Here is a 22,543-nt window from a genome sequence, read left to right as displayed (position 1 = left end):
CTGTATCCGGTTCGTCGGTTCCAGGAGGGAACGTGACGCTGGTCCTGGTCAAGGGGCAGAACGCGCCTTTGGTCGCAAGCCGGCTCAGGGTGACCGTCGACGCTGCCGTCGCGGTCGACCTGTCCGCTGTACTGCTCGCGGCTACGGGGCAGGTCAGGTCCGACGGAGACGTCGTCTTCTACAACCAGCAGGAGGGCGCGGGGGTGTCCTGGCTGCCGCGCGACGGCGGCGGGGCGCAACGAGTCGAGGTCGACCTGTCCGCGGTCCCGGCCGACGTGGTGCGCATCCTCGCGGTGGTCAGCCTGGACGGCCTCGTCGAGACCTTCGGTGGCGGCCCGGCACCGGTGGCCCGGATCGCCGACATGACCGGCGCGGAGCTGGCGACGTTCCTCGTCGACGGGCTGGGCGCGGAGCGCGCGGTGATCGCCTGGGAGCTCTACCGCCGCGGCGACAGCTGGAAGATGCGGGCCGTCGGCCAGGGCTATTCGGGCGGTCTCGGGGAGTTGTTGACGGTTCACGGGGTGAACGTGGAGCAGGAGGAGCCGCCGCCCACCCCGGCCGGGTCGCACCAGGCGGCGCCGACCATGCCGGGCACGCCGGTGGACGGGGTTGCGCAGGAGCGCCTCTACGAGCAGGTTTGGGGCATTTTCGAGGACGCGGCCCGCTCGGCGTACGCGCTGCGGTCCGCCATCGGTTACGCGGCCCAGCGCCACGACGACGAGGTCAGTGGACTGCTGGCCGATCCACGCTCCCGCAACTCCCCGGCGACTGCCGCGGCCCGCGCCGAAGCGGACCGCAGGCACGACGAGTTGGTGCGCCGCGCCGAGTCGGACCACCAGCGGGACGTCGCGCACCTCCTCGGCGAGCTGCGCGGCCTGGCGGACGGGCTGCCGGCGCCGATGGCGGGCTGGGACAGCCCGGCATGGCGGGGATGGCGCCCGCCCGAGACGGCGGCGACGGCGATCCGGATCGGCGAACTGCACCTCCCGGAGGCTCCGGAGCTGCGAATCCCCCTGCTGTTCCGGCTGCCGCTGATGCGTGCCGTGTGGGTCGATTCGACCGGCGCGGATCGGACGGCCGCCGTGTCGGCAGCCCGCTCGATCGTGGTCCGGCTGCTCGCCGCCCACCCGGCCGGCGGGTTGAGCGTCCTGGTGGCGGATCTCGCGGGCAGGGGTGCCGCCCACACATTCGATCCGGCCGGCGCGCCGGGCTCCGGGCCGCTGTCCACCCCGGTCGCCACGACGCCCCAGCAGCTCAGCGCGCTCCTCGACGATCTGGTCAACCGCGTCGACCTGATGCAGATGGCGATGCGCGTGGGCGGGGCGGGGACGGTGCCGGGCATGATCGACGGTGGCCGCCGGTTGCTGGTGCTGCACGACTTCCCGTACGGGTTCGACGAACGCTCGCTCGCCCAGCTTCAGTACCTGCTCAACGAGGGGCCACGGGCGGGCGTCCATCTCCTGATGGTCGCCGATCCGGTCGACTCCTCCTCGCTGGGTCCGCTGGTCTCGGCGGTGTGGCGCTCGATGTCCCGGGTGCCGGTCGTCCCCGGCGACGACATAGGGGATCCCTGGGTGGAGCTGACGTGGACCTTCACCCCGGACACGCCCATCGGCAACTCCGCCGTGGATGAGATCCTGACCCGCCTCGCGCGCCGGGCGGACAACCGGTGAACCGGACGGCGGAATCGAAGCATTCGGCGCCATGCGTGCGGCGTCGCTACACCATGATCGCAGACGTGACGTCGTTGGTAGCCGAGGAGATCACGTGGTTCAGACATTCACTCGGGGGCAGAAAAGCCCGATTTCGTCGTTCACCACCGGAACCGACCTGTACATCGGTGTACAGCTGATCTCTCCGGGTGTGACCTGGGACATTTCCTGTTTCGGGCTGGACGCCGACGACAAGCTGTCCGACGACTCGTACTTCATCTTCTTCAACCAGCCGAAGTCTCCGGAGGGCTCGATCCAGAAGCTGGGCGAGCAGTCCGGTGACACGGACTCCTTCCGGGCGATCCTCGACTCGGTGCCGGAGAAGATCAGCCGGTTGTCGTTCTGCGCGGCGGTCGACGGGTCCGGCACCGCCGGGCAGTTGCAGTCGGGGTATTTCCGGCTCGTGGCGGGCGGCCAGGAGGTGATGCGGTACAGCTTCACCGGCGCCGACTTCGGTCCGGAGCGGGCCATCATCATCTGCGACCTCTACCGCAAGGGCGTCTGGCGGGTCGGCGCGGTGGGTCAGGGATTCAGCGGAGGCCTCGCCGACCTGATCCGCGACTACGGCGGCCAGGTGGACGACGAGCCGCCGGCCGAGGCTCCTCCCGCTCCCGCTCCCGCCCCTGGCTTCGCACCGCCGCCGCCCTCCGGACCCGCTCCCGGCTTCGCGCCGCCGCCCGGGGCGTCCGCCCCGCCACAGCAGCCGGCCGGCTATCCGGGCCAGGGCTATCCCCAACCGGCGCCCACCCAGGGCTTCCCCGCCCAGGGACTTCCGCCGCAGCCGGGGTACCCGCCGCAGCAGCCGGGCTACGGGCAGGCGCCGCCCGGACCGCCGCAGCCGATGCCGGGCGAACTGCTGCCCTCGCAGAGCGAGCGGGTCCAGCCGGGCGTCATGGTCAGCCTGCAGAAGTACCGGGAGGCGCCGACCACCGGCCGGTGGACCAAGCAGAACGGCAAGCTCGTCAAGCTGACGCTGGGGCCGGAGGCGTATGCGCGGCGCGGCTCGATGGTGGCCTACCAGGGAAACGTGGAGTTCAGCTACAAGGGGTCGGGCGGCCTGCGGGCGTTCTTCGACAACGCGGTCACCGGTCAGGGACTCAAGCTGATGACCTGCAAGGGGCAGGGCGAGGTGTTCCTCGCGGAGGACGCCGTCGACCTGCACATCGTCGAGCTGCAGGGCCAGTCGCTCTGCATCAACGCCAACAACATACTGGCCCTCGACGCGAGCCTGCACACGGAGGTTCAGCGGATCGAGAGTCCTGGCATTCCTGGTGGCGGAATGTTCCACCTCCTGGTGTCCGGTCAGGGCACCGTCGTGGTGATGACGCGGGGCACCCCGGTCACCCTGATGTGCCAGGGGCCGACGTTCGCCGACATGAACGCCGTGGTCGCCTGGACGGCCGGGATGCGGGTCTCCGTCTCGACCCAGGTTCGGGTGTCCCGGCAGGTCTACGCCGGCGCCAGTGGTGAATCGGTCGCGCTGCAGTTCATGGGCATGCAGGGCCACTTCGTCGTTGTCCAGCCCTACGAGGTCTGAGGGGGCCGCTGTGCACAGTCCGTTGCTGCAACACTATGGGCAGACGCAGATCCGGGACCGGATGAGCATCCACGGCGGCAAGATGGCCAAGGTGATCATGGCTCCGGGTCAGGATCTGTGGGCCCGCGCCGGATCCATGATCGCCTACGAAGGCCTGATCGACTTCAACCCCAACCCGCCCCAGCTGGGCAACATGGTCCGCTCCTGGGCCACCGGCGAGGGGGTTCCGCTGATGAGCTGCACCGGGCAGGGCGAGCTCTACCTCGCCGACTACGGCAAGGACGTGGTCGTCATCCAGCTCGCCGGCGAGGCGCTGAGCGTCAACGGCAAGAACATCCTCGCTTTCGACACGACGCTGCAGTGGAACATCGAGCGCGTGCGCGGCGTCAGCATGCTCTCCGGGATGGGCATGTTCAACGTCGTACTCCGGGGCCAGGGCTGGGTCGCGCTCACGAGCAAGGGAACGCCGGTGGTGCTGGACACCCGGGAGGCGCCCACCTTTGTGGACACGGACGCCCTGGTCGCCTTCACCGAAGGCCTGAGCATTCAGCCCAAGCGCACCGTTCGCTTCGGCAGCCTGATCGGGCGCGGCTCGGGCGAGGCTTTCCAGCTGGGCTTCTCCGGGCAGGGATTTGTGATGGTCCAGCCGAGCGAGGACGCGCGCCCGAACTTTCAGATGCGGGGTTGAGGAGGCCGACATGTACCAGAGCACGCTGCTGGCCAACGCCGTGGTCGCCGGGAACGAGCGGTTTGCGTTGCAGAACGGGAAGATGCTGAAGGCCATCCTCGGCCCGCAGAGCGGCATGAACGAGTTCTTCGCCCGGAAGGGTGCCATGGTCGCCTATCAAGGCGGCGTCAACTTCGACGCCAGCTACGAGAGCTGGGACTCGCACATCACCCGACGCCTGACCGGTGAGGGCCTCAATCTGATGCGGGTCTCCGGCAACGGCACCGTCTTCCTGGCCAACCAGGCGCAGGACATTCACATCCTCGACCTGACCGGCGACGGCCTGACCGTCGACGGTGCGAACGTGCTGGCGTTCGACACGTCGCTGCACTGGGACATCGTCCGGATCGACTCGCACGTGCAGGTCGCCGGCGCCGGCTCGTACAACATCGAGCTCACCGGCCAGGGCAAGGTCGCCATCACCACGACCGGCGCGCCGTTGGTCATGCGGGTCACGCCCAACAACTACTACTTCGCCGACGCCGACGCGGTGCTGGCCTGGACGTCCAGCCTACAGGTCAACATGCAGGCCGCTGTCACCTCGTCTTCGGTGTGGCGGCCGCGGGGCAACACCGGGGAGAGCTGGCAGATGCAGTTCAGCGGTGACGGCTTGGTCATCGTCCAGCCCGCCGAGCTGCTGCCACCGTTCGACGCGCTCGCCGGCGCCGGTCTTGCCGGGCGGTTCGGGGTCGGGCAGGGCGGCTTCGCCGGCAACAACCCCTTGGGTGGCGCCCGTTGACGACAGCCGTGCCCTTGCCAGCCGCTTTGCGTGGGTGGCGATGGAGGTGCGGCGCCGGGTCCTGGGCGGGGATCCGGCGCCGCCGTGTTCCGTCGCGTTACGTCAACAGCCGTAGCGCCCGTTGGCGGACGTCGATGTAGCGCTCGTGCACCTCCGGGGTGCCGGCGGCGGCGACCTCCTCGGCCGCGACCGGCCACTGCGGCGGCTCGGCACCGCCGGACAGCGCCCAGGCCGCCTGACGTGCCGCGCCGAGCGCGACGTACTCGCCGGGGCTCGGCACGCTCACCGGCGCGTCGAACAGCGCCGGCGCGATCGCCCGTACCGCGCGGGACTTGGCCGCGCCGCCGATCAGCAGTACCCGGTTGACCGGTGTGCCCTGGGCGCGGAGCGCGTCGAGGGCGTCGGCGAGGCCGCCGAGCATGCCCTCCACCGCGGCCCGCGCCAGGTTCGCCGCCGACGCGTTCGCCCGGGTCAGCCCGGCGAGCAGACCGCGCGCGTCGGGCAGGTTGGGGGTGCGTTCCCCGTCCAGGTACGGCAGGAGCGTCAACCCGCCCGCGCCCGGCGGCGCCGAGAGCGCCAACTCGTCGAACTCGGCCAGCGACCGGCCCAGCAGGCCGGCGACCGTGACCAGCACCCGGGCCGCGTTGAGCGTGCACACCAGCGGGAGGAACCGGCCGGTCGCGTCGGCGTAGCCGGCCACCAGCCCGCTCGCGTCGGCGGTCGGAACCTCACTCACCCCGAACGCACATCCCGAGGTGCCCAGCGACACCACCACATCGCCGGGCCGCAGGCCGACGCCGAGCGCCGCGCCCATGGTGTCACCGGTGCCGGCCGCGAGCACCGCGCCGGACGCGGTCTCGCCGACCGTCTCGGCGGGCCCGGCGACCCGGGGCAGCGCCAGGTCCCGGCCGAAGGCGAGCTGCAGCAGGTCCCGGCGGTATTCCCCGGTCGCCGGCGACCAGTACCCGGTGCCGGAGGCGTCGCCGCGGTCGGTCGTCGGCTCGCCCCCGTCCGCGCGCAGCCGGTGGGTGAGCCAGTCGTGCGGCAGCAGCACCGTGGTGGTCCGGGCCGCGAGTTCCGGCTCGGCGCGGGCGAACCAGCGCAGCTTGGTGACCGTGAAGCTGGCCACCGGCACCAGCCCGACCGCGTCGGCCCACGCCTGCGGGCCGCCGAACTCGCCGGTGAGGTCGACCGCGGCGCGCGCCGAGCGGGTGTCGTTCCACAGCAGGGCGGGACGCACTACCTCGCCGGCCTCGTCGAGGCAGACCATGCCCTGCTGCTGCCCGCCGACGCCGATCGCGGCGACACCGTCCAGCAGCCCGGCGCTGGCCTGCTCGAACGCGGCCCACCACAACCGCGGATCGACCTCGGTGCCGTCGGGGTGCGCGGCGCGGCCCTCGCGGAGCACCGCACCGGTGTCCGCGTCGCACACCACGACCTTGGTCGACTGGGTCGACGAGTCGACCCCGGCAACCAGTGTCATCGCACGCCCAGCAGGTGTTCCATGGCCAGTTGGTCGAGACGCTCGAACGCCGTGCCGGCGGCTTCGACCGGGTCGAAGGGGGCGCGGGCGGTCCAGCCGACCGCCCACACTCCAAACGAGAACTTGTCCTGCGGAGTAGGCGTGAAGCCACTCATGGCGGTGCCTCCGTAGTTCGCGGTTGAGGCCGACTTTACGCACACCAACGGAGTTAGTTCAATACCCTTCCAAACCTTCGGCGACGGCGGGGTCGTGGTCCGCGGACAGCATCGGGTTTGTTTGCTCGACGTGCATTGACGTCCCGGCAAGCTGCTCGGTCAGTGACACCACACCACGTTGCCGGGCGCTCTCACCCGTCTCGCTCAGACTTTGCCGCCGAAAACGCCGACTCGCCGAGGAACGTGCGCAGGAATGCGTGCTCCGACTGCAAGGCCCCGGCGGCTCCCGAATGCGCGACCTTGCCCTGAGCGAGGATGACGACGTCCTTGGCGAGGGAGAGGCAGGCCTCGGCGTTCTGCTCGACCATCAGGATGCCGATGCCCGTGGCGGCCATGCGCCCGATGTTGTCGAGAATGGTGTCGAACACGGCGGGCGCCAGTCCCATGGACGGCTCGTCGAGGAGGATGTACTTCGGCCGAGCGGCAAGCGCGCGACCGAAGGCGAGCATCTGCTGCTCGCCGCCGCTGAGTAGGCCGGCCGGCGTCGACCGCCGTTCCTGCAGGATGGGAAACAGCTCGAAGATTTCCCGGATGGATTCGGCCGTCTGCTCGCGTTTGGCCGTGTAAGCGCCCATCCGGAGGTTCTCGAGAACGGTAAGGGGGGCGAAGATCCGTCGACCCTCGGGCACAAGCACCACGCCGTCCCGGACGACGTCGTGCGCCGGCCGGCCGGTGATCGCCCTGCCGTCCACCGTTACCACGCCGCTCGTCGGCCGGTGAAGTCCGGCGATTGCCCGAAGGGTCGTCGACTTGCCTGCGCCGTTGACGCCGATGACGAGCGTGACCGCGCCCGGCTCCACTCGCAACGACACTCCCTGAACCGCCGCAAGCTTGCCGTAGTGCACGTGGAGGTCCGCAACCTCAAGCATCGACAGCCGCCCGCCTTCCCAGGTAAGCCTCTCGAACGGCCGGATGCGCGAGCACGTCGGCCGGCGCTCCGTGAGCGATCTCCTGGCCGAAGTTCATAGCCAACAGCCGGTCGCAGATGGAGACCATCATCTCGACGTCATGCTCCACGAGGATCAGCGTGAGGCCATCGTCTTTCAGCGACCGCAACAAGGCGGCGATCTCGATTCGCTCCTCACGGTTCATTCCGGCGACCGGTTCGTCCAGCAGGAGGACGTCCGGAGTGCCGACGATCGCCCGGGCGATCTCTACACGCCGTTGCTGCCCGTACGACAGTTCGCTCGGATAGTGGAGCTCGGTCCCCTGGAGGCCGACCCGGGCCAGAGCGGCCAACGCGTCGTGCCATCGGGTGGCCTTCTGTCTCGCGGACGGCTGCGACCGTTCGCCGCGGCCGGTGCGGTCGTTGCCGAGGAGCACGTTCTCCACGACCCGCAAGTCTTCGAGCAGGCGTACGGTCTGGAACGTCCGGGCGATGCCACGCCGGCCGAGCGCGTACTGCGCGATGCCTGTGCAGTCCTCGCCGTAGAACACGATGCGTCCCTTGACAGGGTCGACGAACCGTGTCAACGCGGCAAGCAGTGTGCTCTTGCCCGACCCGTTGGGCCCCAGAATGCCGAAGAGCTCGCCTCGCTGGACGGTGAAGGACACATCGTCGACCGCCTTGACCCCGCCGAAGTGCACGGAGAGGCTCTGCACCTCGACGACTGGACCTCCGTCGGGCAGCGATCGTTGGATTTCGGCCGCCGGTCGCGGCGCCGCTGGTGCCTCGGGAACGGCTCCGGCGGCCACGGCGGCCGTACCTCCGGTGCGCCGCCGCCGGTCCCTGATCATGCTTGCGGCTGCTCGGGCGACGCCGGCCGCACCGGTCGGAACCAGTACGGCCGCGACAAGCACGAGCGCACTGTAGATGACCGCCTGCCACGTTTGGAACATGCCGAGATGCGGCGGCAGCCAGGTAAAGATGATCACCCCGACGAGGGTTCCGAGTGACGACTTCCAACCGCCGACGATCACCATGGTCATGGCGACAACGAGTGCGCCGAACTGGATGTTGTCGGGCGTGATCGTGGTGTTCACCCGTACATACATCACACCCGCGCACGCCGCCAGGGCACCGCTGATCGTGAAAGCCATGTGGCGGTAGCGCCGCACGTTGATGCCGAGGGACACGCCCAGCTCCGGGTCGTCGCGTACGGCCGTGGTCGCCCGCCCGAGCCTCCCTCGCTGCAGGTAGACAGCCGTTGCAAGACCGATGCCGGCGAGCGTCGCGAGCGTTGCTGTGCTCACGTCTGCGACAACCCCGTACAGGCCGTCGACTCCGCCGGTCAGTGAGCCGCCGTTGATCGCGACGACACCGACGATCAGATCGAAGGCGAGGGTGGCCATGGCCAGGTACATGCCGTCGAGCCGAGCGCAGACCAGCCCGATCAGCAGGCTGACGAGCGCCCCGGCCAGTACGGCGAGTATGAGGATCAGGAACTGGGGGAGACCGGTACGGATGGTCAAGATGGCCGCGGTGTATGCGCCCACGCCGAAGCAGCCCAGACCCCCGAAGGTGAGGACGCCCCATCGGACCGGTATCTGGATGCTCAGTGCGAGCATCAGAAAGATGAACGTCGACTGGATGAGGATCAGGTTCGACTCGTACCAGACGGTCATGTCCGCCGCACCTCCTTCTTGCCGAAGAGTCCCTGCGGGCGCAGCAGGAGCACGACGAGGATCAGACCAAAGGCGACGGCGTTCACCCACGAGCCGGGCGTGTACGTGTTGATGATTGTTTCCGCCAGTGCGAGGGTGAGAGCGCCGACGACCACACCGGTCATGCTGCCGACGCCGCCCAGCACGACGATCGCGAATCCCTTGATGAGCAGGTTCGTACCCGTCGTCGGCACGACGGCGGCGGATACGTACACCAGCAGCACGCCGGTCAGACCGGCAAGTGCCCCCGAGATCGCCATGATCATGAGCGTCATCCGTCCCCGGTTGACTCCCATCAGCGAGGCGATCTCGGGATCCACTCCAATCGCGCGCATGGCGAGTCCGGAACGTGTCCTCTTGGCCCACACGCCGATGGCGGTCGTCAACGCCAGTGCCAGAATGACGACGTAGATGCGAGTGTTCGTGACGAACGCGCCGAAGACGTCGTACGTCACGGTTCGGTACGTCGTGTTGGACAGCCCGAAAGGCTCACTCAAGGTGTTGCGGGCGATGATGGCGACGAGAAGGCCGTCGAAACCGATGCCTGCTATGAGGATCTGCAGCTCCGCCGACGCCTTGTCGCGGACACGCCGGAGGACCAGGTTGAACGCCCCGATGTAGAGCACGACAGCGAGCACGGCGCCGACGACCACTCCGACGATCATGGCGCCGACGAACGAGAGCGTCGTCTCGAGCGCGACGATATGGGCGGCATAGATGGATGCGAGGAAAAGCGATCCGTGAGCGAAGTTGAGAATCCCCGTCGTGCCCCATACGAGGCTCATGCCGGTCGCGAATAGCAGGTAGATACTCGCCAGTGATACCGTGTTGATCGCGTCTTGGAGGAACAAGGGCGACTCTCCGAAGGTGTGCTGCGGATAGGGGGCGGAACGCGGCGACAGTGCATGTGCCGGCACGTGCCGCCCGTTGGTCGGACCGGTCGACGCGGCTCAGTCGTCCTGCGCTACTGCTTGAGATTCACGAGCACGTTCTCAGTGCCGTTCCACTGCAAGATCGTCGCCTTGATCTGGATCTCGCGACCGTTGAAGGTCAACGTGCCCTGCGCGCCGTCGAAGCCTTTGGCGGCTACCGCCGTGAGGCCCCGCTGGATCGATTCTCGCGAAGCGTTTCCCGACTCCTGGAGAGCCTTGATCAGCCATTGGGCGGTGTCGTATCCCTCGGCGCAGTACGAGTCGGGTGCCTCGCCGTACTCCGCCTTGAAGTCTTGAACGAACTTCACAGTGGACGGAGGTTCTTGGTTGAGTGGACTGAACCGGGTCGGGAAGGTGAACCCGACCGCCGCGTTGCCGGCCGTTTTGAGCATTGCCGAGGTCGTGGCCTCGATTCCGACGATTTGCCCGCTGAACCCGCCCTGGCGGGCCTGCGAGATGAGCGCTGCGCCGGCGGCTGATGTGACGACATTTACCAGGACCTCGGGGTTCGACCGGACGATCTGCGCCACCTGCGCCGTGTAGTCCTGCGTGTCGCGGGACACCGTGACCCGATTGGTCACCACGAACCCGTCAGTGCCGCCCCACTTCTCGGCAATGTCGCCGATCGGCACGTCGGACGGAAGGTCGTCGGTAATGATCGCGATGCGCTTCTTGCCGATCGAGCTCAGGTAATCCTTCATCACAGCGAAATAGCTGCTGATCGGAGCGCCGGCGAGGAACGTGTACTCGCCGGCGTTCAGACCGGCGGCGTTCGCCTCCGGAATGAGTGTCGGAAGCTTTCCGCTCTGCACGAGCGGAGCCGACGGCAGTTGCTCGATGCTACGGATCGGTCCGATCATCGCGGCGTACTTCTTGTCCGAAACCGCGGTTCTGGTGATGCGCACAGCGTTCTGCGCCTCGCTGGCCGGATCCTGGTAGTCCATGACGAGGGTCGACTCGCCGAACAACTTGGCCTCGTTCGCCTGCTTGACGGCCAACTTGATGCCTTTGTTGATGGCGATGCCCGCGAAACCGGTCAGTCCGGTTTCGTCGTTGTTGACCATGATGCGGATTTCCGCAGGGAACCCATTCGCGGCGTTGCCGTCGCCGGATTCGCCGCAAGCCGCCAGGGCGCTCATGCCAACTACGATTGACAAAATCAGTGGTAACCATCTGCGTTTCGCTTGTCGGTCGTCCCGCGCCATCTCAACCCCTGTCTCGAGTGGTCCTCAGCCCGGAGCAATGTTGCAGCGGCGTCGCATGCTGGATGTGGAATTCGGTATACGGTCGCGGCCCCGAGGCTGTCAAGGTCGCCGTATCCGGATGCCGGCGGGACCCTGGCCGTACTGAACTTCTTTGCCGGGGATGCCGGTGAGCAGAACGTATACCGTAGCCCGTATTCGGGTCAAGGGAGGTCGATGGGTCTGGCCGTGCCTGCCGTGATCGCCTTGGCGGTGCGCCGTCCAGATGCCGGCCGACGGTCCGGGCCGGCAGCGGCGCGGCGGTGGCGGACGGCCGGTATTCGTCCTGACCCTGGTCGTTCCCGTGCTGCGGTACCGGCTGCGGTCCATCGACACGATCCTGCGCGGGTCCCTGGCGCACGGCGGTGCGTTCTGCGCGAAGGCGGCGCCGGGCTGCTATCCCGCGGGGGAGTGGCAGCGCGTCCCCCCAGGGCGTGGATTCAGCGGCGGGTTACTTGATTCGTCAGGATCGCGCTGGTGATGACTGGTCGTAGTCTTCTTCGGCGAGTTCGACCCCGACGAGGTCGCGAAGCTGGGCGGCACGGTGCACGTCGCGGTCGACAGCACGTTCCCGCTCGCGGAGGCACGGGGGCACACGAGCGGGCCGCCCGCGGTCACATCCAAGGCAAGATCGTGCTCACCGTCGCGCGTTCCTAGCAGCGGCCTCGGCGCTGCTCACCTTGCTCGGGTGACGAGGTCGTTACCGTTGGACGCGGGCGCCGCCGCCACGAACGAGGGCCTCGACTTCCTTCAGGCTGGCCATTGAAGTGTCACCGGGCGTGGTCATCGCGAGGGCGCCGTGAGCTGCTCCGTATTCCACCGCGGTGGCGAGGCCGTCCAGTTCCAGCAATCCGTAGATCAGTCCTGAAGCGAAGCTGTCGCCGCCGCCGACGCGGTCGAGGATTTCCAGTCCGGGCCGGTGGGTCGCTTCGACGAAACCGGTATCGGCGGACCAGGCGATCGCGCCCCAGTCGTTGACCGTGGCCGTGCGGACGGTACGCAGGGTGGTGGCCACGACCGTGAAGTTGTCGTACTCCTTCGCTACCGCCTCGATCATCCGCTTGAAGTTGTCGACCTCCAGATGAGACAGCGAGGCGTCGGTGCCGGGCACCTCGAAGCCCAGCGAGGCGGTGAAGTCCTCTTCGTTGCCGATCATCACGTCGACGTAGCGGGCCAATCGGCGGTTGACCTCCTGCGCGCGGCGCTGCCCGCCGAGCGCCTTCCAGAGGCTGGGCCGGTAGTTGAGGTCGTACGAGATGACGGTGCCGTGCCGAGACGCGGCTGCCATGGCCGCCTCCATGGTGTCCGGGGTGGTCTCGGACAGCGCGGCGTAGATGCCTCCGGTGTGCAGCCAGCGCACGCCGAGCGTGCCGAAGAGGTGGTCCCAGTCGACGTCGTCGGGGCGCAGTTGACTGGCGGCAGTGTGGCCGCGGTCGGAGGTGCCGACGGCGCCGCGTACGCCGAACCCCCGCTCGGTGAAGTTGAGCCCGTTGCGGACGGTGCGCCCGGTCCCGTCGTAGGGCACCCATTTCACCAGTGACGTGTCCACTCCGCCCTGCAGGACCAGGTCCTCGAGCAGCCGGCCCACCTCGTTGTCGGCGAAGGCCGTGACCACGGCGGTGCGCAGGCCGAAACAGCGGCGCAGGCCGCGGGCCACGTTGTATTCACCGCCGCCTTCCCATACCCGGAAGCTTCGAGCCGTGCGAACCCGGTGCTCGCCTGGGTCGAGGCGCAGCATGATTTCGCCGAGCGACACCAGGTCGTATCGACACTCGCCGGCGGGACGGATCTGGGGCATCGGTCATGCCTCCGCTGCGGGACGGGCGGCGGCAACGGCCGCCGCGGTGCGGGCTGTGACCTCGTCCCAGCGGCCGGCGGCGATCAGATCGGGGGCGACCATCCAGGTGCCGCCGACCGCCAGGACCGCGGGATGGGAGAGGTAGTCGGCGAGGTTGTGGGTGTTGACTCCGCCGGTCGGGATGAACCGCAGCGAGCGGAACGGTGCGGCGAGCGACTTGATCATTCCGATGCCGCCGAGTTGCTCGGCCGGAAAGAACTTGACCGTGTCCAGGCCCGCGTCGAGCGCCATCTGGATCTCGGTGGCGGTGGCCGCTCCGGGGAATACTGGGACACCGAGCTGCTGGCAGTGTCGTACGACGGCGGGTCCGAAACCGGGGCTGACGATGAACCGCGCACCGGCCTCGACGGCCTGGTCGACCTGGGCTGGTGTCAGCACAGTGCCTGCGCCGACGAGCAGTTCCGGGCGCTCGGACATGACACGCATGGCGTCGGCTGCGGCGTCGGTTCGGAAGGTCACCTCGATGCTGTGCAGGCCGCCTTGGGCGAGGGCGTCGGCGAGTGGATCCGCATCGCGGGCGTTGTCGAGCACGACGACCGGGAGGAGGCGGCTTGTGCCGATGGTGGACGCAACGCTTGGCTGTTCATCGTACTGAACACCAGTCACATATAGAACTCTATCGGTGTCGGTCAAGGTGTCAACCCCGCTAAGGTATGCGTCATGCCATCACCCGAACCGTTCCAACCGGTGAAGTCCGCCAGCCGGACATTGGAGGTACTTGAGGCGCTGGCCGCCTCGCCGCACCGGCGTTCTTTGGTCGACCTGGCCCGCGCCCTGAACATCCCGAAAAGCAGTCTGCACGGCATTCTTCGGACGATGGCGAAACGCGGCTGGGTGGAAAGCGACGACACCGGAACCAGATTCGGGCTGGGCGTCCGTGCTCTTCAGGTCGGCGCCGCTTACCTTATGACGGACGACACCGTGGGCCTGTTGGGCGGGGTGCTCGACGACCTGTCGCAGCAGTTCGGGGAAACGGTGCACCTCGGACGCCTCGACGGCGCGCATGTTGTCTATCTGGCCAAACGCGAGTCGGTACACCCCTTGCGGCTCTATAGCGCGATCGGCCGGCAGCTGCCGGCCCACGCCACTGCGCTGGGCAAGGTACTGCTCGCCGACCGCCCCGACGACGCCCTCGACCAACTCCTGGCCTGGCCGCTGCAGGCACTTACCGCGCACACCATCACCACCCGGGACGCGCTGCGCGCCGAGCTCAGCACCGTCCGGGCACGCGGCTACGCCGTGGATCGCGAGGAAAACACCGAAGGCATCGTCTGCTTCGCGATGGCCGTACCGTTGCAGACACCGGCGACCGACGCGATCAGCCTGTCCGTGCCGGGGGCGCGGCTCGGCGCGGACAGCGAGGAACAGATCGTGGTCGCGCTACGCCGGGCCGTCGACCAGATCAAGGCCGCGGGTGCCCTGCTGTCCACGGCCTGAGGCGGCCGGCTCCTGTCGGCAGGTAGTCGACCGGCCCCGCGGAGCCCAAAATCTCCATCGACCGCGCACGCCCGGACCGACCCGGTATCGTTGGGGTTGCGCATTGCCTGCTCCATTTCTTGGGTTGTGCAACCTCGGGTTCGGATCGTGCTCTGCGCATGCACCGGGCTGTGACTGCGGCCCGGCACGGTGTTGGGGCGGCGCCCCGTGGACGCCGCCCCAACACTTCTCTGTCTGACTCCGAAGTTACGCGCCTGCCGCCGACTTCTCGGCCTGCAGCAGCACGTTGCCGGCCCGGTCGGTCAGCACGAGCTGGACCGTCGCACCGTCGACGACCTCCGCGGAGAGGTCGGCGGACTGGTCCGCGGTCGCGGTGAACGACTTGCCGGCGAGGACTCGGCCCGTCGCCTTGTCGACGAGCTCCACCCGCAGGTTCTGGCCGATGTGCGTGGAGAACACGTCACCGCGGACCGTCAGTTTGCCGCCGGTGCGCTGGAAGGCCACCTCAGCGGCGCCCGCCTTGTTCGCGTTGGTGACGCCGGCCAGGTCCATGGTCGGCAGGAAGGTCTCCGTCCACGAGGTGGTCGCGCCCGGGGCGATCTTCGCCGCCTGGAAGAACCGGTCCGAGGTGCCCGCCCAGAGCTCGATGTACGGACGCGCCGAGCTGCCGTTGCGGTAGATGTTCGTGTCGAACGAGGAGTTGAAGCCCCACTCCCAGAACTTCATGCCCGGCGTCACCTTGTTGTCGCCGACCCGCACGACACCCTCGCCGTTCTCGTGGTTGATGACGCCCCACCAGTCGCCCTGCGGATTCTGCGCCAGGCCCTGGCCGTACGCGATGCCGTCACCACGCCAGTTGACCATCTTGTTGAGCTTGTCGAGGACCAGGTAGCGGTCGTTCGGAGTCGCCGGGTTGGCCGGCTTCTCCACATTCGCCATCCAGGTGTACGCGGGATCGCGCTGAATGACGCTGACCGGCGAAACGATCTCCATCGTCGGCGAGCCCTGGTCGGAGGCGGCACCCGGCGCGAGCGTGGTGCAGGTCCAGTACTCGTACGAAACGGTCTGGGTGCCGGGGTTGTGGATCCCGACCGACATGTCCACGCTCGGTGCCGTCTTGCCGACCGTGTAGGTCACGGCCGTTTCGAGCCTGGTCGGGCCGTACACGTAACGCGACGGCCGGTCGGCGTAGTGGACGGTGTCCTTGTTGGTCATCGTGATCGAGACCGCGTCGGCGGTCTCGCTGATCGAGTAGTCCCACGGCAGGAACCAGTACTTGCCGTGCTCCGCCTCGGTCACCGTCGGGAAGATGCCGCCCCAGACCATGAGCCAGTTGTGGTAGAAGGGGCTGGTCCCGGGGCGCCCGACCGGGTTGTTGTTGAAGCCGTACGGCGTGCCGGTCGGGTTGGTGTACAGCAGATCGTTCCCCGTCGGCTTGTAGATCAACGAGAGCAGGCGGCCGCCGTAGCCTGGGATGAACGTCGCCTCGATGTACTTGTTCTCGACCCGGATCGCGTCGATCTTTTCGTTCACCAGCCGGTTCTCGACGTTTTCCCGGCGGACCGAGAGGTCACTCGGCGCGTTGGTGAACTCGAACGCGTTGTGCCGGAAGGTCACGCTCGCGTTCCGGTCGACGCGGAGGTAGTCGGCAGCGTTCGGGTCGTACGAGGTCTTCTTCGGCTTGGAGTTCGGCACCTTGAAGTCGACCGTCGCGCGGGTGTTGCCGACGCCGGCCAGATCGGTGACGGCACCCGCCTGGATGGTGACCGAACCGCGGGTGCTGGCCTTCAGCAGGCTGCCCTTCTCGATCTTGATGACGAGAGTGTGCAGGTCCGGGGCGTATGCCGCCACCTTCTCCAGGTTCTGCGCGAGCGTCGAGGCGCCGTCCCCGGCGCCTTCGAGAACGCCCGACAGATCGACCGCGGCGAGCAGCTGGGCACGGGTGAGCGTCGTGCCGCCGGTGCCGCCCGGCGTCTCGGCCAGCGGTACGTTCTCGTCCCCGCCGTTGACTGCGGCGATCTTGCGGTCGAAGGAGACGACGATCGTTTCCCGGTCGTCGCTGACAGTGATGTCGGTGACCCGGGGCGCGCTCCGCTGCTTGGTCACGCCTTCGAACGACGCGGACAGGACGTCCGTGTTCGCCAGGTTGCCGATCGACGTGGTCAACGCGTGCTGCGCTCCGTTGATCGCGACCGCGTGCGATCCCGCGCCGAGATCCTCGGAGAACGTCAGGTCCCAGGCGGTGTTGTCCGTGCCGCCCACCTTCTGGACGTACACCGGACGGACCGTGGTGCCGTCCGGACGGGTGACCGTGATGCCTGTGCCGGTGTACCGCGAGGCGGGCATAGCGGCGTAGACCGGGTTCGCGAAGACGATGCGGACCGAACGTGAGTCGGTGGCCGTCGCCGATGCGATTGAGGCCTTCTCCGCCGGCCGGGTTGTGCCGCGCAGGTCTCGCGGGGTGGTCGTGGTCCCGCGCAGGGTCGAGCCGTTGGCGCCGGCGATCAGCAGATCGTCGGCCAGGTCGCGACCCTTGCCGTCGAACCAGACCTGGTAGCGCGCGTCGCCCAGGCTCGCACCCGCGCCCAGCAGCACGCGCAGCGAGCTCGTGGCCCCGTCGACCACAAAGAGACGGGTGCCGCTGATCCTGTTGAGCGCGCCGCCGTCGAGCGCCGCGTCCGGCTGCCCCGCCGTCCCGCCCGAGACCCGGATGAACTCCGTGAGGTAGGCCGGGTTTCCGGTGACGAACTGACGGATCTGCTCGGTGAGGTCGTTGTTGAAGGTGATCTCGAACGACTTGGTGTCGAGGGCCCGGACGCCGGTTACGAGAAGGCGTGCCCGGTTCCCCTGCGACTCGTTCTTGCCCTGCTCGCCCGAAGCCGTAGCGTAACTCACCGCCGCGCCTGCGTTTGCCGGGACGCCCACAGCCGAAATGGCTACGGCTCCGATGACCAGGCCGGCGAGGCGCGCCCTCAGTCTCCGTTTTCTACGCACTGCATCTCCTTACTTGCTGGCTACGCTGCCAGTGGTTGTGCAACCTCGGGATTTCAGGCGCCTGCTGCTGACTCGTCGCTGCAGACGCCGCACGGGGACCGGCGCAGTGACTGCTGCGCCGGCCACCGCGCCAGCTCAGGACTTGCTCTTGTCGATGAACTCCTGCGCGTTCTGCTTGGTGATCTGCGGAGAGTCGACAACCGTGTCCTTCTCCACGTTCTTGCCGTCGAGCACCTCGATCGCCCGGTCGAGCCCGAGGCGGCCGATCTGGTCGGCGCTGTTCAGCCCAGTGACGACGTAGTTCCCGCCCTTGGCGATCTCCTGCAGCGCCTCGAGTTGGCCGTCGACACCGGCGATGATGATCTGGCTGCTCAGGTTCGCGTTCGCGATGGCGCGCTGGGCGCCGAGGCACATCGCGTCGTTCTCGCAGAACACGGCCTTCAGATCCTTGTGCGAGGCGAGCAGGCTCTCCATCACGGCCAGCCCGCCGTCGGAGCCCCAGTTCCCGAAGTCGGGCGCCTCGACGAGCGTGAACTTCGAGTCCTTGCCGAGCGCGGACTTCAGGCCGTTGGTCCGCGCCAGACCGATGCTGTTGTCGGCCGGGCCACCCTTGATGATGGCGACCTTACCGCCGTCGGGCAGCTGCTTGGCGAGGAACTCACCGTCCTGCACACCGATCCGCTGGTTGTCCGGGCCGATCCAGCTGGTGTACTCGCCGGTCTGGAACTTCCGGTCGACGAGGATCACCGGGATCTTGGCCGCCTTCAGTGAGTTGAGGGCGGCGGGCGCCGACTCGAGCGGGCCACCGGAGATGATCACCGCATCGACTTTCCGGCTGATCAGGTCCTCGACGTTGGAGGCGAGCTTCGCGGCGTCGCCGTTGGCGTCGGTGCTGATGACCGTGACGCCCTTACTCTCCGCCTGCGCCTTGATCGCCCGGTCCATGCCGTTGAAGTACGGGCCGCCGAGGGTGAAGTTGGCGACGCCGACAGTGCGGCCCTTGGCCTTGCCGTCGCCGCTGCCGTCGCCGTCCTTGTCCGAACTGCACGCCGCGAGTCCGAGGCCCAGGGTCCCCACTAACAACAGGGCGCCGATTTTTTTGATTCGCATTCCCTCTCCTAAATGTGTTGGCCGTGATGCGGACTCAGGTCCGGCGCCGCTGGGAGCGCCGCTGGACAAGGATGACCGCCACGATGATCAATCCCTTGAGGACCTGCTGCCAGTAGCTCTGCACCCCGTGCAGGTTGAGCAGGTTGTTGATGAGTGCGAGCACGAGTACTCCGCCGAACGCCGCTCGCACCGAGCCGCGTCCACCGGCCAGGCTGGCACCGCCGATCACGCAGGCGGCGATGGCGTCGAGTTCGAAGGCGACGCCGACGCTTGGCTGGGCGATCCCGACCCGGCTGGCGAGGATCACTCCGGCCAGCCCGGCGCAGGCACCGCTGATCGCGTAGGCGAGGACGACGTGCTTGCGTACGCTGATCCCGGCGAGCCGTACGGTCTCGGCGTTACCGCCGATCGCGTAGATCGCGCGGCCGGCTGGCGTCTGGCTCAAGAAGATTCCGCCCACGATGAAGACCGCGAACATGATGACCGTGGTCAGCGGGATCGGACCCACCATCGCCGTGCCCAAGCTGAAGAATCCCGGGTCACTGGGGGAGATCGGCACCTCGGAGTAGACGAACGCCAGGCCTCGAATCGTCGTCAGCGCCGCGAGTGTGACCACGAACGGTGCGAGGTTGAAGCCGGCGACGAGAATGCCGTTGATGAGGCCGAAACCTATGCCGGCGGCGATCGCGACCGCCATGGCGACGGGAATCGGCAGGTCGGCGATGAGCCCGGCGCTCACAATGCCGGTGAACGCCACTACCGATCCGACCGAGAGGTCGATCCCGCCGGTGAGGATGACGACGAGCATGCCGAAGGCCAAAAGCCCGGTGGTCACCATCTGCTTGAGCAGGTTGGTGAGGTTGCGCTCGGTCAGGAAGCCGTCGGTCGACAGCGCCATGACGCCGACCATGACCACCAGCAGGACGACCAATATGCCCATCGGGGTGATGGGACGACCGCCTATGAAACGCGGTAACCGGGACGACGACGTGGCCATCGCCTCGGCGGGCTTGGTCAAGCGCCTCGACGTCATGCTGCCTCTCGAATCGAATAGCCGAGGACCTGGTCCTCGGTCGCTGTGTCAGATCGGATCTCGCCGGATATCTGCCCGTTGCGCATGACCAGGACTCGGTCCGTCGCACCGATCACCTCGGCCAGGTCCGAGGAGATGAGCAGTACGGCATGCCCGGACCGGGCCAGCGCGTCGATGGTCCGGTAGATGTCCACCCGGGTTGCCATGTCGACGCCACGGGTCGGCTCGTCGAGGATGAGCACGCGTGGCCCGGCCAGCAGCCACTTGGCGAGGATGCTCTTCTGCTGGTTACCGCCGCTCAGCGTTGCGATCGGCAGCGCGGCGCAGTCATCGGGACGGATGTCGAACTTGGCGATCATCTCGTTGACGGTCGCCTTCTGGCGGCGCCGGTCGATCAGCGGGCCACGCTTTCGCGCATGCAGGGTGGCCAGCGCGATGTTGTCCCGCACGCTCATCGACGCGACCATCCCGGTGCGCTTGCGGTCCTCGGTCACGAGCGCCAGTCCGGCCGAGATCGCGGCCGCAGGATGGTCGAAGCGGACCGGCGTGCCGTCCAGGGACACTGTCCCCGAAGCGACGCGGGTGTCGCCGAACAGGCACCGGGCGAGCTCGCTACGGCCGGCGCCGACCAGCCCGAACATGCCGACGATTTCGCCGGCGTGGAGCGTGAAGCTCACGTTCTCGAACTCGCCGGGCCGGCTCAGCCCCCGTACCGTCAGCAGTTCCCCGCCCGGTTCCGGTCGCGCGTCCGGGTAGATGCGCTCGAGCTTGCGGCCCGCCATGAGCGTGATGAGTTCGTTTTCGCTCGTGCGGGCCGGTTCCGTCGTCTTGACGACCGTGCCGTCGCGGATCACTACGATCGATGTAGCCAGCTCGGTCACCTCGGCGAGCCGGTGAGAGACGTAGATGATCAGGACGCCGCGCTCCTGCAGCCGGCGGATGAGGGCGAAGAGCGCGTCGAGGTCGCGGCCGGCAAGCACCGCCGACGGTTCGTCGAGGACGAGCACGCGCGGCTCCGACGCCAACGCCTTGGCGATCTCGACCATCTGCTGGCGTGCGACCGTCAGGTCACCTGCCAGGGTGGCCGGGTCGATACCGCTGAACCCGGCCTCGTCGAGCAGCGTCCTTGCCCGGCGGTGCGCCTCGGTCCAGTCGATCAGGCCGGCCCTCCGGGGCATCCGGCCCAGCAGCAGGTTTTCGGTCACCGAAAGCCCGGGGATCAGCGTCAGCTCCTGGTAGACCGTCCGGATTCCGGCGGCCTGGGCGTCGTGCGGGGTACGGAGGGCCAGACGCTGGCCGTCCAGCCACAGCTCGCCGGAATCCAACGACTCGGCCCCGGAAAGGATTTTGATGAGGGTGGACTTGCCGGCGCCGTTGGCCCCGACGACGGCGACCACGTCGCCGCCGTTACCGATGAGATCCACCCCGTGGAGCACCTCGACGCTGCCGTACGCCTTGCGGACGGCACGCACCTCGAGCGTCACGCGAACGCCCCCATCACGACCATCGTCTTCTGCCGGGTCAGGTCGGTGACGGTCTCGTGAATGCCTTCGCGGTAGCCACCGGTCTCCTTGGTACCGCCGAAGGGCAGGTTCTCCGCGCGTAGCGCGGTGGAGCCGTTGATGACGACGCCGCCGACGTCGAGCCGCTTGGCGACCTGGAAGGCACGGGTGATGTCGCTGGTGAAGACCGCCGCCTGCAGTCCGTACGGGGACTCGTTGGCCATCCGGACCGCGTCGGCGATGTCGGAGAAGCGGGCGATCGGCGCCACGGGGCCGAAGATCTCCTCGGCGAGCGCCGGGCTCTGCGTGGGGACGTCGACGAGGACGGTGGGGGTGAAGAAGGCGCCGTCACGCGACCCGCCTGCGGCGAGCGTGGCGCCGTCCGCAACCAGTCGGCCGACCGCGGCCTCGACAGCGACCGCCGCGCTCTCCGCGATCAACGGCCCGACGTCCGTCGAGGGCAGGAGCTGGTCGCCGACTGAGAGCTTGGCGGTTTGGGCGAGGAGCGACTCCACGAAGCGGTCGTGGATTCCCTCGTGGACGTACACCCGCTTGACCGCGCAGCAGATCTGGCCGTTGCCGCGGGCGAGGCGGCCGAGCACCACCGCCTCGGCGGCCTTGTCCACATCGGCGTCGTCGCAAACGATCAGCGCGTCGTTGCCGCCGAGCTCGAGCAGTACCTTCTTGAAGGTGGCGGCGCCGCGGCGGGCGATCTCCCGTCCCGCCGTCGTGCTGCCGGTCAGGGTCACGGCAGCGATCCCGGGAAGCTCGGCCAGCAGTTGCGAGACGCGCACGCCGCCGGTGACAAGCTGGTGCGCATAGCGGGGCGCGCCGGCCGCCGCGAACATCTCGTCGATCCGCACGAGGGACAGCGGGCAGCGCGACGGCGGCTGGACGACCACGGCGTTGCCGGCCGCGATGGCTGCGGCGGCCTTGTGCGCGTACAGCTCGACGGGGTAGTTGAAGGGGACGATCGCGGCGACGACGCCGAGCGGTTCGCGTACGGTGACCGCGAGGTGGGCCTCAAGACCCGGGACGGCGTCCAGCGGGATCTGCCGGCCGAAGATCCGGGTAGCTTCGGCGGCACAGCCGCGGAAGATGCGGATGGCCGCATCGACCTCTCCCTGCGTCTGCCCCAGCGGTTTGCCGTTCTCGGCCGCGAGCAGGCGGGCGAGTTCATCCCGGGCGGCTTCGATCCGGCTCGCGACGTCGAGCAGGAGTTCCGCTCGGGCGTGGGCGGGCATCGCGGCGACTGCGCGCTGTCCGCTCCCGGCATTCGCAACGATAGTAATGACCTGCTCCTCGGACAGGTCAGGCACCTGGCCAAGCAGTTCGCCGGTGCCCGGGTTGGTGACGTCGATCCGGGAAGGGCTCTCTGACATCGGTTCGTTCCTTTTCGTGTTCGGTTCGGCCTCGTTG

General features: G+C 68.2%; 18 protein-coding genes. 5 read left to right on the top strand and 13 right to left on the bottom strand.

The genetic code is table 11. The features are described 5' to 3' along the window. The first annotated feature begins 32 nt into the window (after nt 1-32). The 4 genes from Dfulv_RS35030 (at nt 33) to Dfulv_RS35015 (ending at nt 4,715) form a co-directional block, all read left to right on the top strand. Nucleotides 33-1,673 carry a TerD family protein gene (locus Dfulv_RS35030; protein WP_259858107.1) on the top strand — a complete coding sequence of 547 codons (1,641 nt, stop codon included), beginning with the start codon at nt 33-35 and terminating at the stop codon, nt 1,671-1,673. A gap of 94 nt (nt 1,674-1,767) precedes the next feature. Continuing rightward, nucleotides 1,768-3,249, top strand: coding sequence for a TerD family protein (locus Dfulv_RS35025; protein WP_259858106.1), 1,482 nt, complete (start codon nt 1,768-1,770; stop codon nt 3,247-3,249). A 61-nt stretch (nt 3,250-3,310) separates the two neighbouring features. Next, nucleotides 3,311-3,937 (top strand): AIM24 family protein, encoded by a 627-nt coding sequence (locus Dfulv_RS35020; protein WP_259858105.1) that lies wholly within the window; start codon nt 3,311-3,313, stop codon nt 3,935-3,937. Nucleotides 3,938-3,947: 10 nt separating this feature from the next. Next, complete coding sequence (locus tag Dfulv_RS35015; RefSeq protein ID WP_259858104.1) at nt 3,948-4,715, top strand: AIM24 family protein; 768 nt, start codon at nt 3,948-3,950, stop codon at nt 4,713-4,715. A 97-nt stretch (nt 4,716-4,812) separates the two neighbouring features. On the opposite strand, the gene xylB is transcribed toward Dfulv_RS35015, so the two are convergent. The 8 genes from xylB to eda all read right to left on the bottom strand — a co-directional run bounded on the left by xylB (nt 4,813) and on the right by eda (nt 13,654). Beyond that, complete coding sequence (xylB, locus tag Dfulv_RS35010; RefSeq protein ID WP_259858103.1) at nt 4,813-6,198, bottom strand: xylulokinase; 1,386 nt, start codon at nt 6,196-6,198, stop codon at nt 4,813-4,815. Then, a complete protein-coding gene (locus Dfulv_RS35005; protein WP_259858102.1) occupies nt 6,195-6,353 on the bottom strand; it encodes a hypothetical protein in 159 nt (52 codons plus the stop codon). Before Dfulv_RS35005 ends, xylB begins: the two co-directional genes overlap by 4 nt. Nucleotides 6,354-6,544: 191 nt before the next feature. Beyond that, nucleotides 6,545-7,258: an ABC transporter ATP-binding protein gene (locus Dfulv_RS35000; RefSeq protein ID WP_259858101.1), complete on the bottom strand. Its 714-nt coding sequence runs from the start codon at nt 7,256-7,258 to the stop codon at nt 6,545-6,547. Between the two features lie 16 nt (nt 7,259-7,274). After that, the gene (locus Dfulv_RS34995; protein WP_259858100.1) at nt 7,275-9,068 is read right to left on the bottom strand and encodes a branched-chain amino acid ABC transporter ATP-binding protein/permease; all 1,794 of its coding nucleotides are present in this window, start codon (nt 9,066-9,068) and stop codon (nt 7,275-7,277) included. Next, nucleotides 8,975-9,868, bottom strand: coding sequence for a branched-chain amino acid ABC transporter permease (locus tag Dfulv_RS34990; RefSeq protein ID WP_259858099.1), 894 nt, complete (start codon nt 9,866-9,868; stop codon nt 8,975-8,977). The genes Dfulv_RS34995 and Dfulv_RS34990 overlap by 94 nt, the downstream gene beginning before the upstream one ends. Before the next feature lie 113 nt (nt 9,869-9,981). Beyond that, the gene (locus Dfulv_RS34985; protein WP_259858097.1) at nt 9,982-11,088 is read right to left on the bottom strand and encodes an ABC transporter substrate-binding protein; all 1,107 of its coding nucleotides are present in this window, start codon (nt 11,086-11,088) and stop codon (nt 9,982-9,984) included. Nucleotides 11,089-11,890: 802 nt separating this feature from the next. Beyond that, nucleotides 11,891-12,988: a sugar kinase gene (locus Dfulv_RS34980; RefSeq protein WP_259858096.1), complete on the bottom strand. Its 1,098-nt coding sequence runs from the start codon at nt 12,986-12,988 to the stop codon at nt 11,891-11,893. A gap of 3 nt (nt 12,989-12,991) precedes the next feature. Then, entirely contained in the window at nt 12,992-13,654 is a 663-nt protein-coding gene (gene eda / locus Dfulv_RS34975) for a bifunctional 4-hydroxy-2-oxoglutarate aldolase/2-dehydro-3-deoxy-phosphogluconate aldolase (RefSeq protein ID WP_259858095.1), read from the bottom strand. A 147-nt stretch (nt 13,655-13,801) separates the two neighbouring features. Between eda and Dfulv_RS34970 the strand changes: the two genes are divergently transcribed. Next, complete coding sequence (locus Dfulv_RS34970) at nt 13,802-14,485, top strand: IclR family transcriptional regulator (RefSeq protein WP_259858094.1); 684 nt, start codon at nt 13,802-13,804, stop codon at nt 14,483-14,485. Between the two features lie 246 nt (nt 14,486-14,731). Here the strand turns inward: Dfulv_RS34970 and Dfulv_RS34965 are convergent, their stop codons facing one another. From Dfulv_RS34965 to Dfulv_RS34945, 5 genes are all read right to left on the bottom strand, one after another. Then, entirely contained in the window at nt 14,732-17,380 is a 2,649-nt protein-coding gene (locus Dfulv_RS34965; protein ID WP_259858093.1) for a DUF5107 domain-containing protein, read from the bottom strand. 234 nt (nt 17,381-17,614) lie between these two features. Next, entirely contained in the window at nt 17,615-18,589 is a 975-nt protein-coding gene (locus Dfulv_RS34960; protein WP_259858092.1) for a substrate-binding domain-containing protein, read from the bottom strand. Nucleotides 18,590-18,623: 34 nt separating this feature from the next. Continuing rightward, nucleotides 18,624-19,529: an ABC transporter permease gene (locus tag Dfulv_RS34955; RefSeq protein ID WP_259858091.1), complete on the bottom strand. Its 906-nt coding sequence runs from the start codon at nt 19,527-19,529 to the stop codon at nt 18,624-18,626. 89 nt (nt 19,530-19,618) lie between these two features. Continuing rightward, complete coding sequence (locus Dfulv_RS34950) at nt 19,619-21,106, bottom strand: sugar ABC transporter ATP-binding protein (RefSeq protein WP_259858090.1); 1,488 nt, start codon at nt 21,104-21,106, stop codon at nt 19,619-19,621. Then, a complete protein-coding gene (locus tag Dfulv_RS34945) occupies nt 21,103-22,506 on the bottom strand; it encodes an aldehyde dehydrogenase family protein (RefSeq protein WP_259858089.1) in 1,404 nt (467 codons plus the stop codon). Before Dfulv_RS34945 ends, Dfulv_RS34950 begins: the two co-directional genes overlap by 4 nt. Nucleotides 22,507-22,543: the final 37 nt, after the last annotated feature.

It is taken from the genome of Dactylosporangium fulvum, assembly GCF_025137375.1.
In the GTDB taxonomy this organism is placed as follows: domain Bacteria; phylum Actinomycetota; class Actinomycetes; order Mycobacteriales; family Micromonosporaceae; genus Dactylosporangium; species Dactylosporangium fulvum.
Note: the sequence above shows the minus strand (reverse complement) of the source record. Positions and strands in the feature narration are given on the sequence as shown.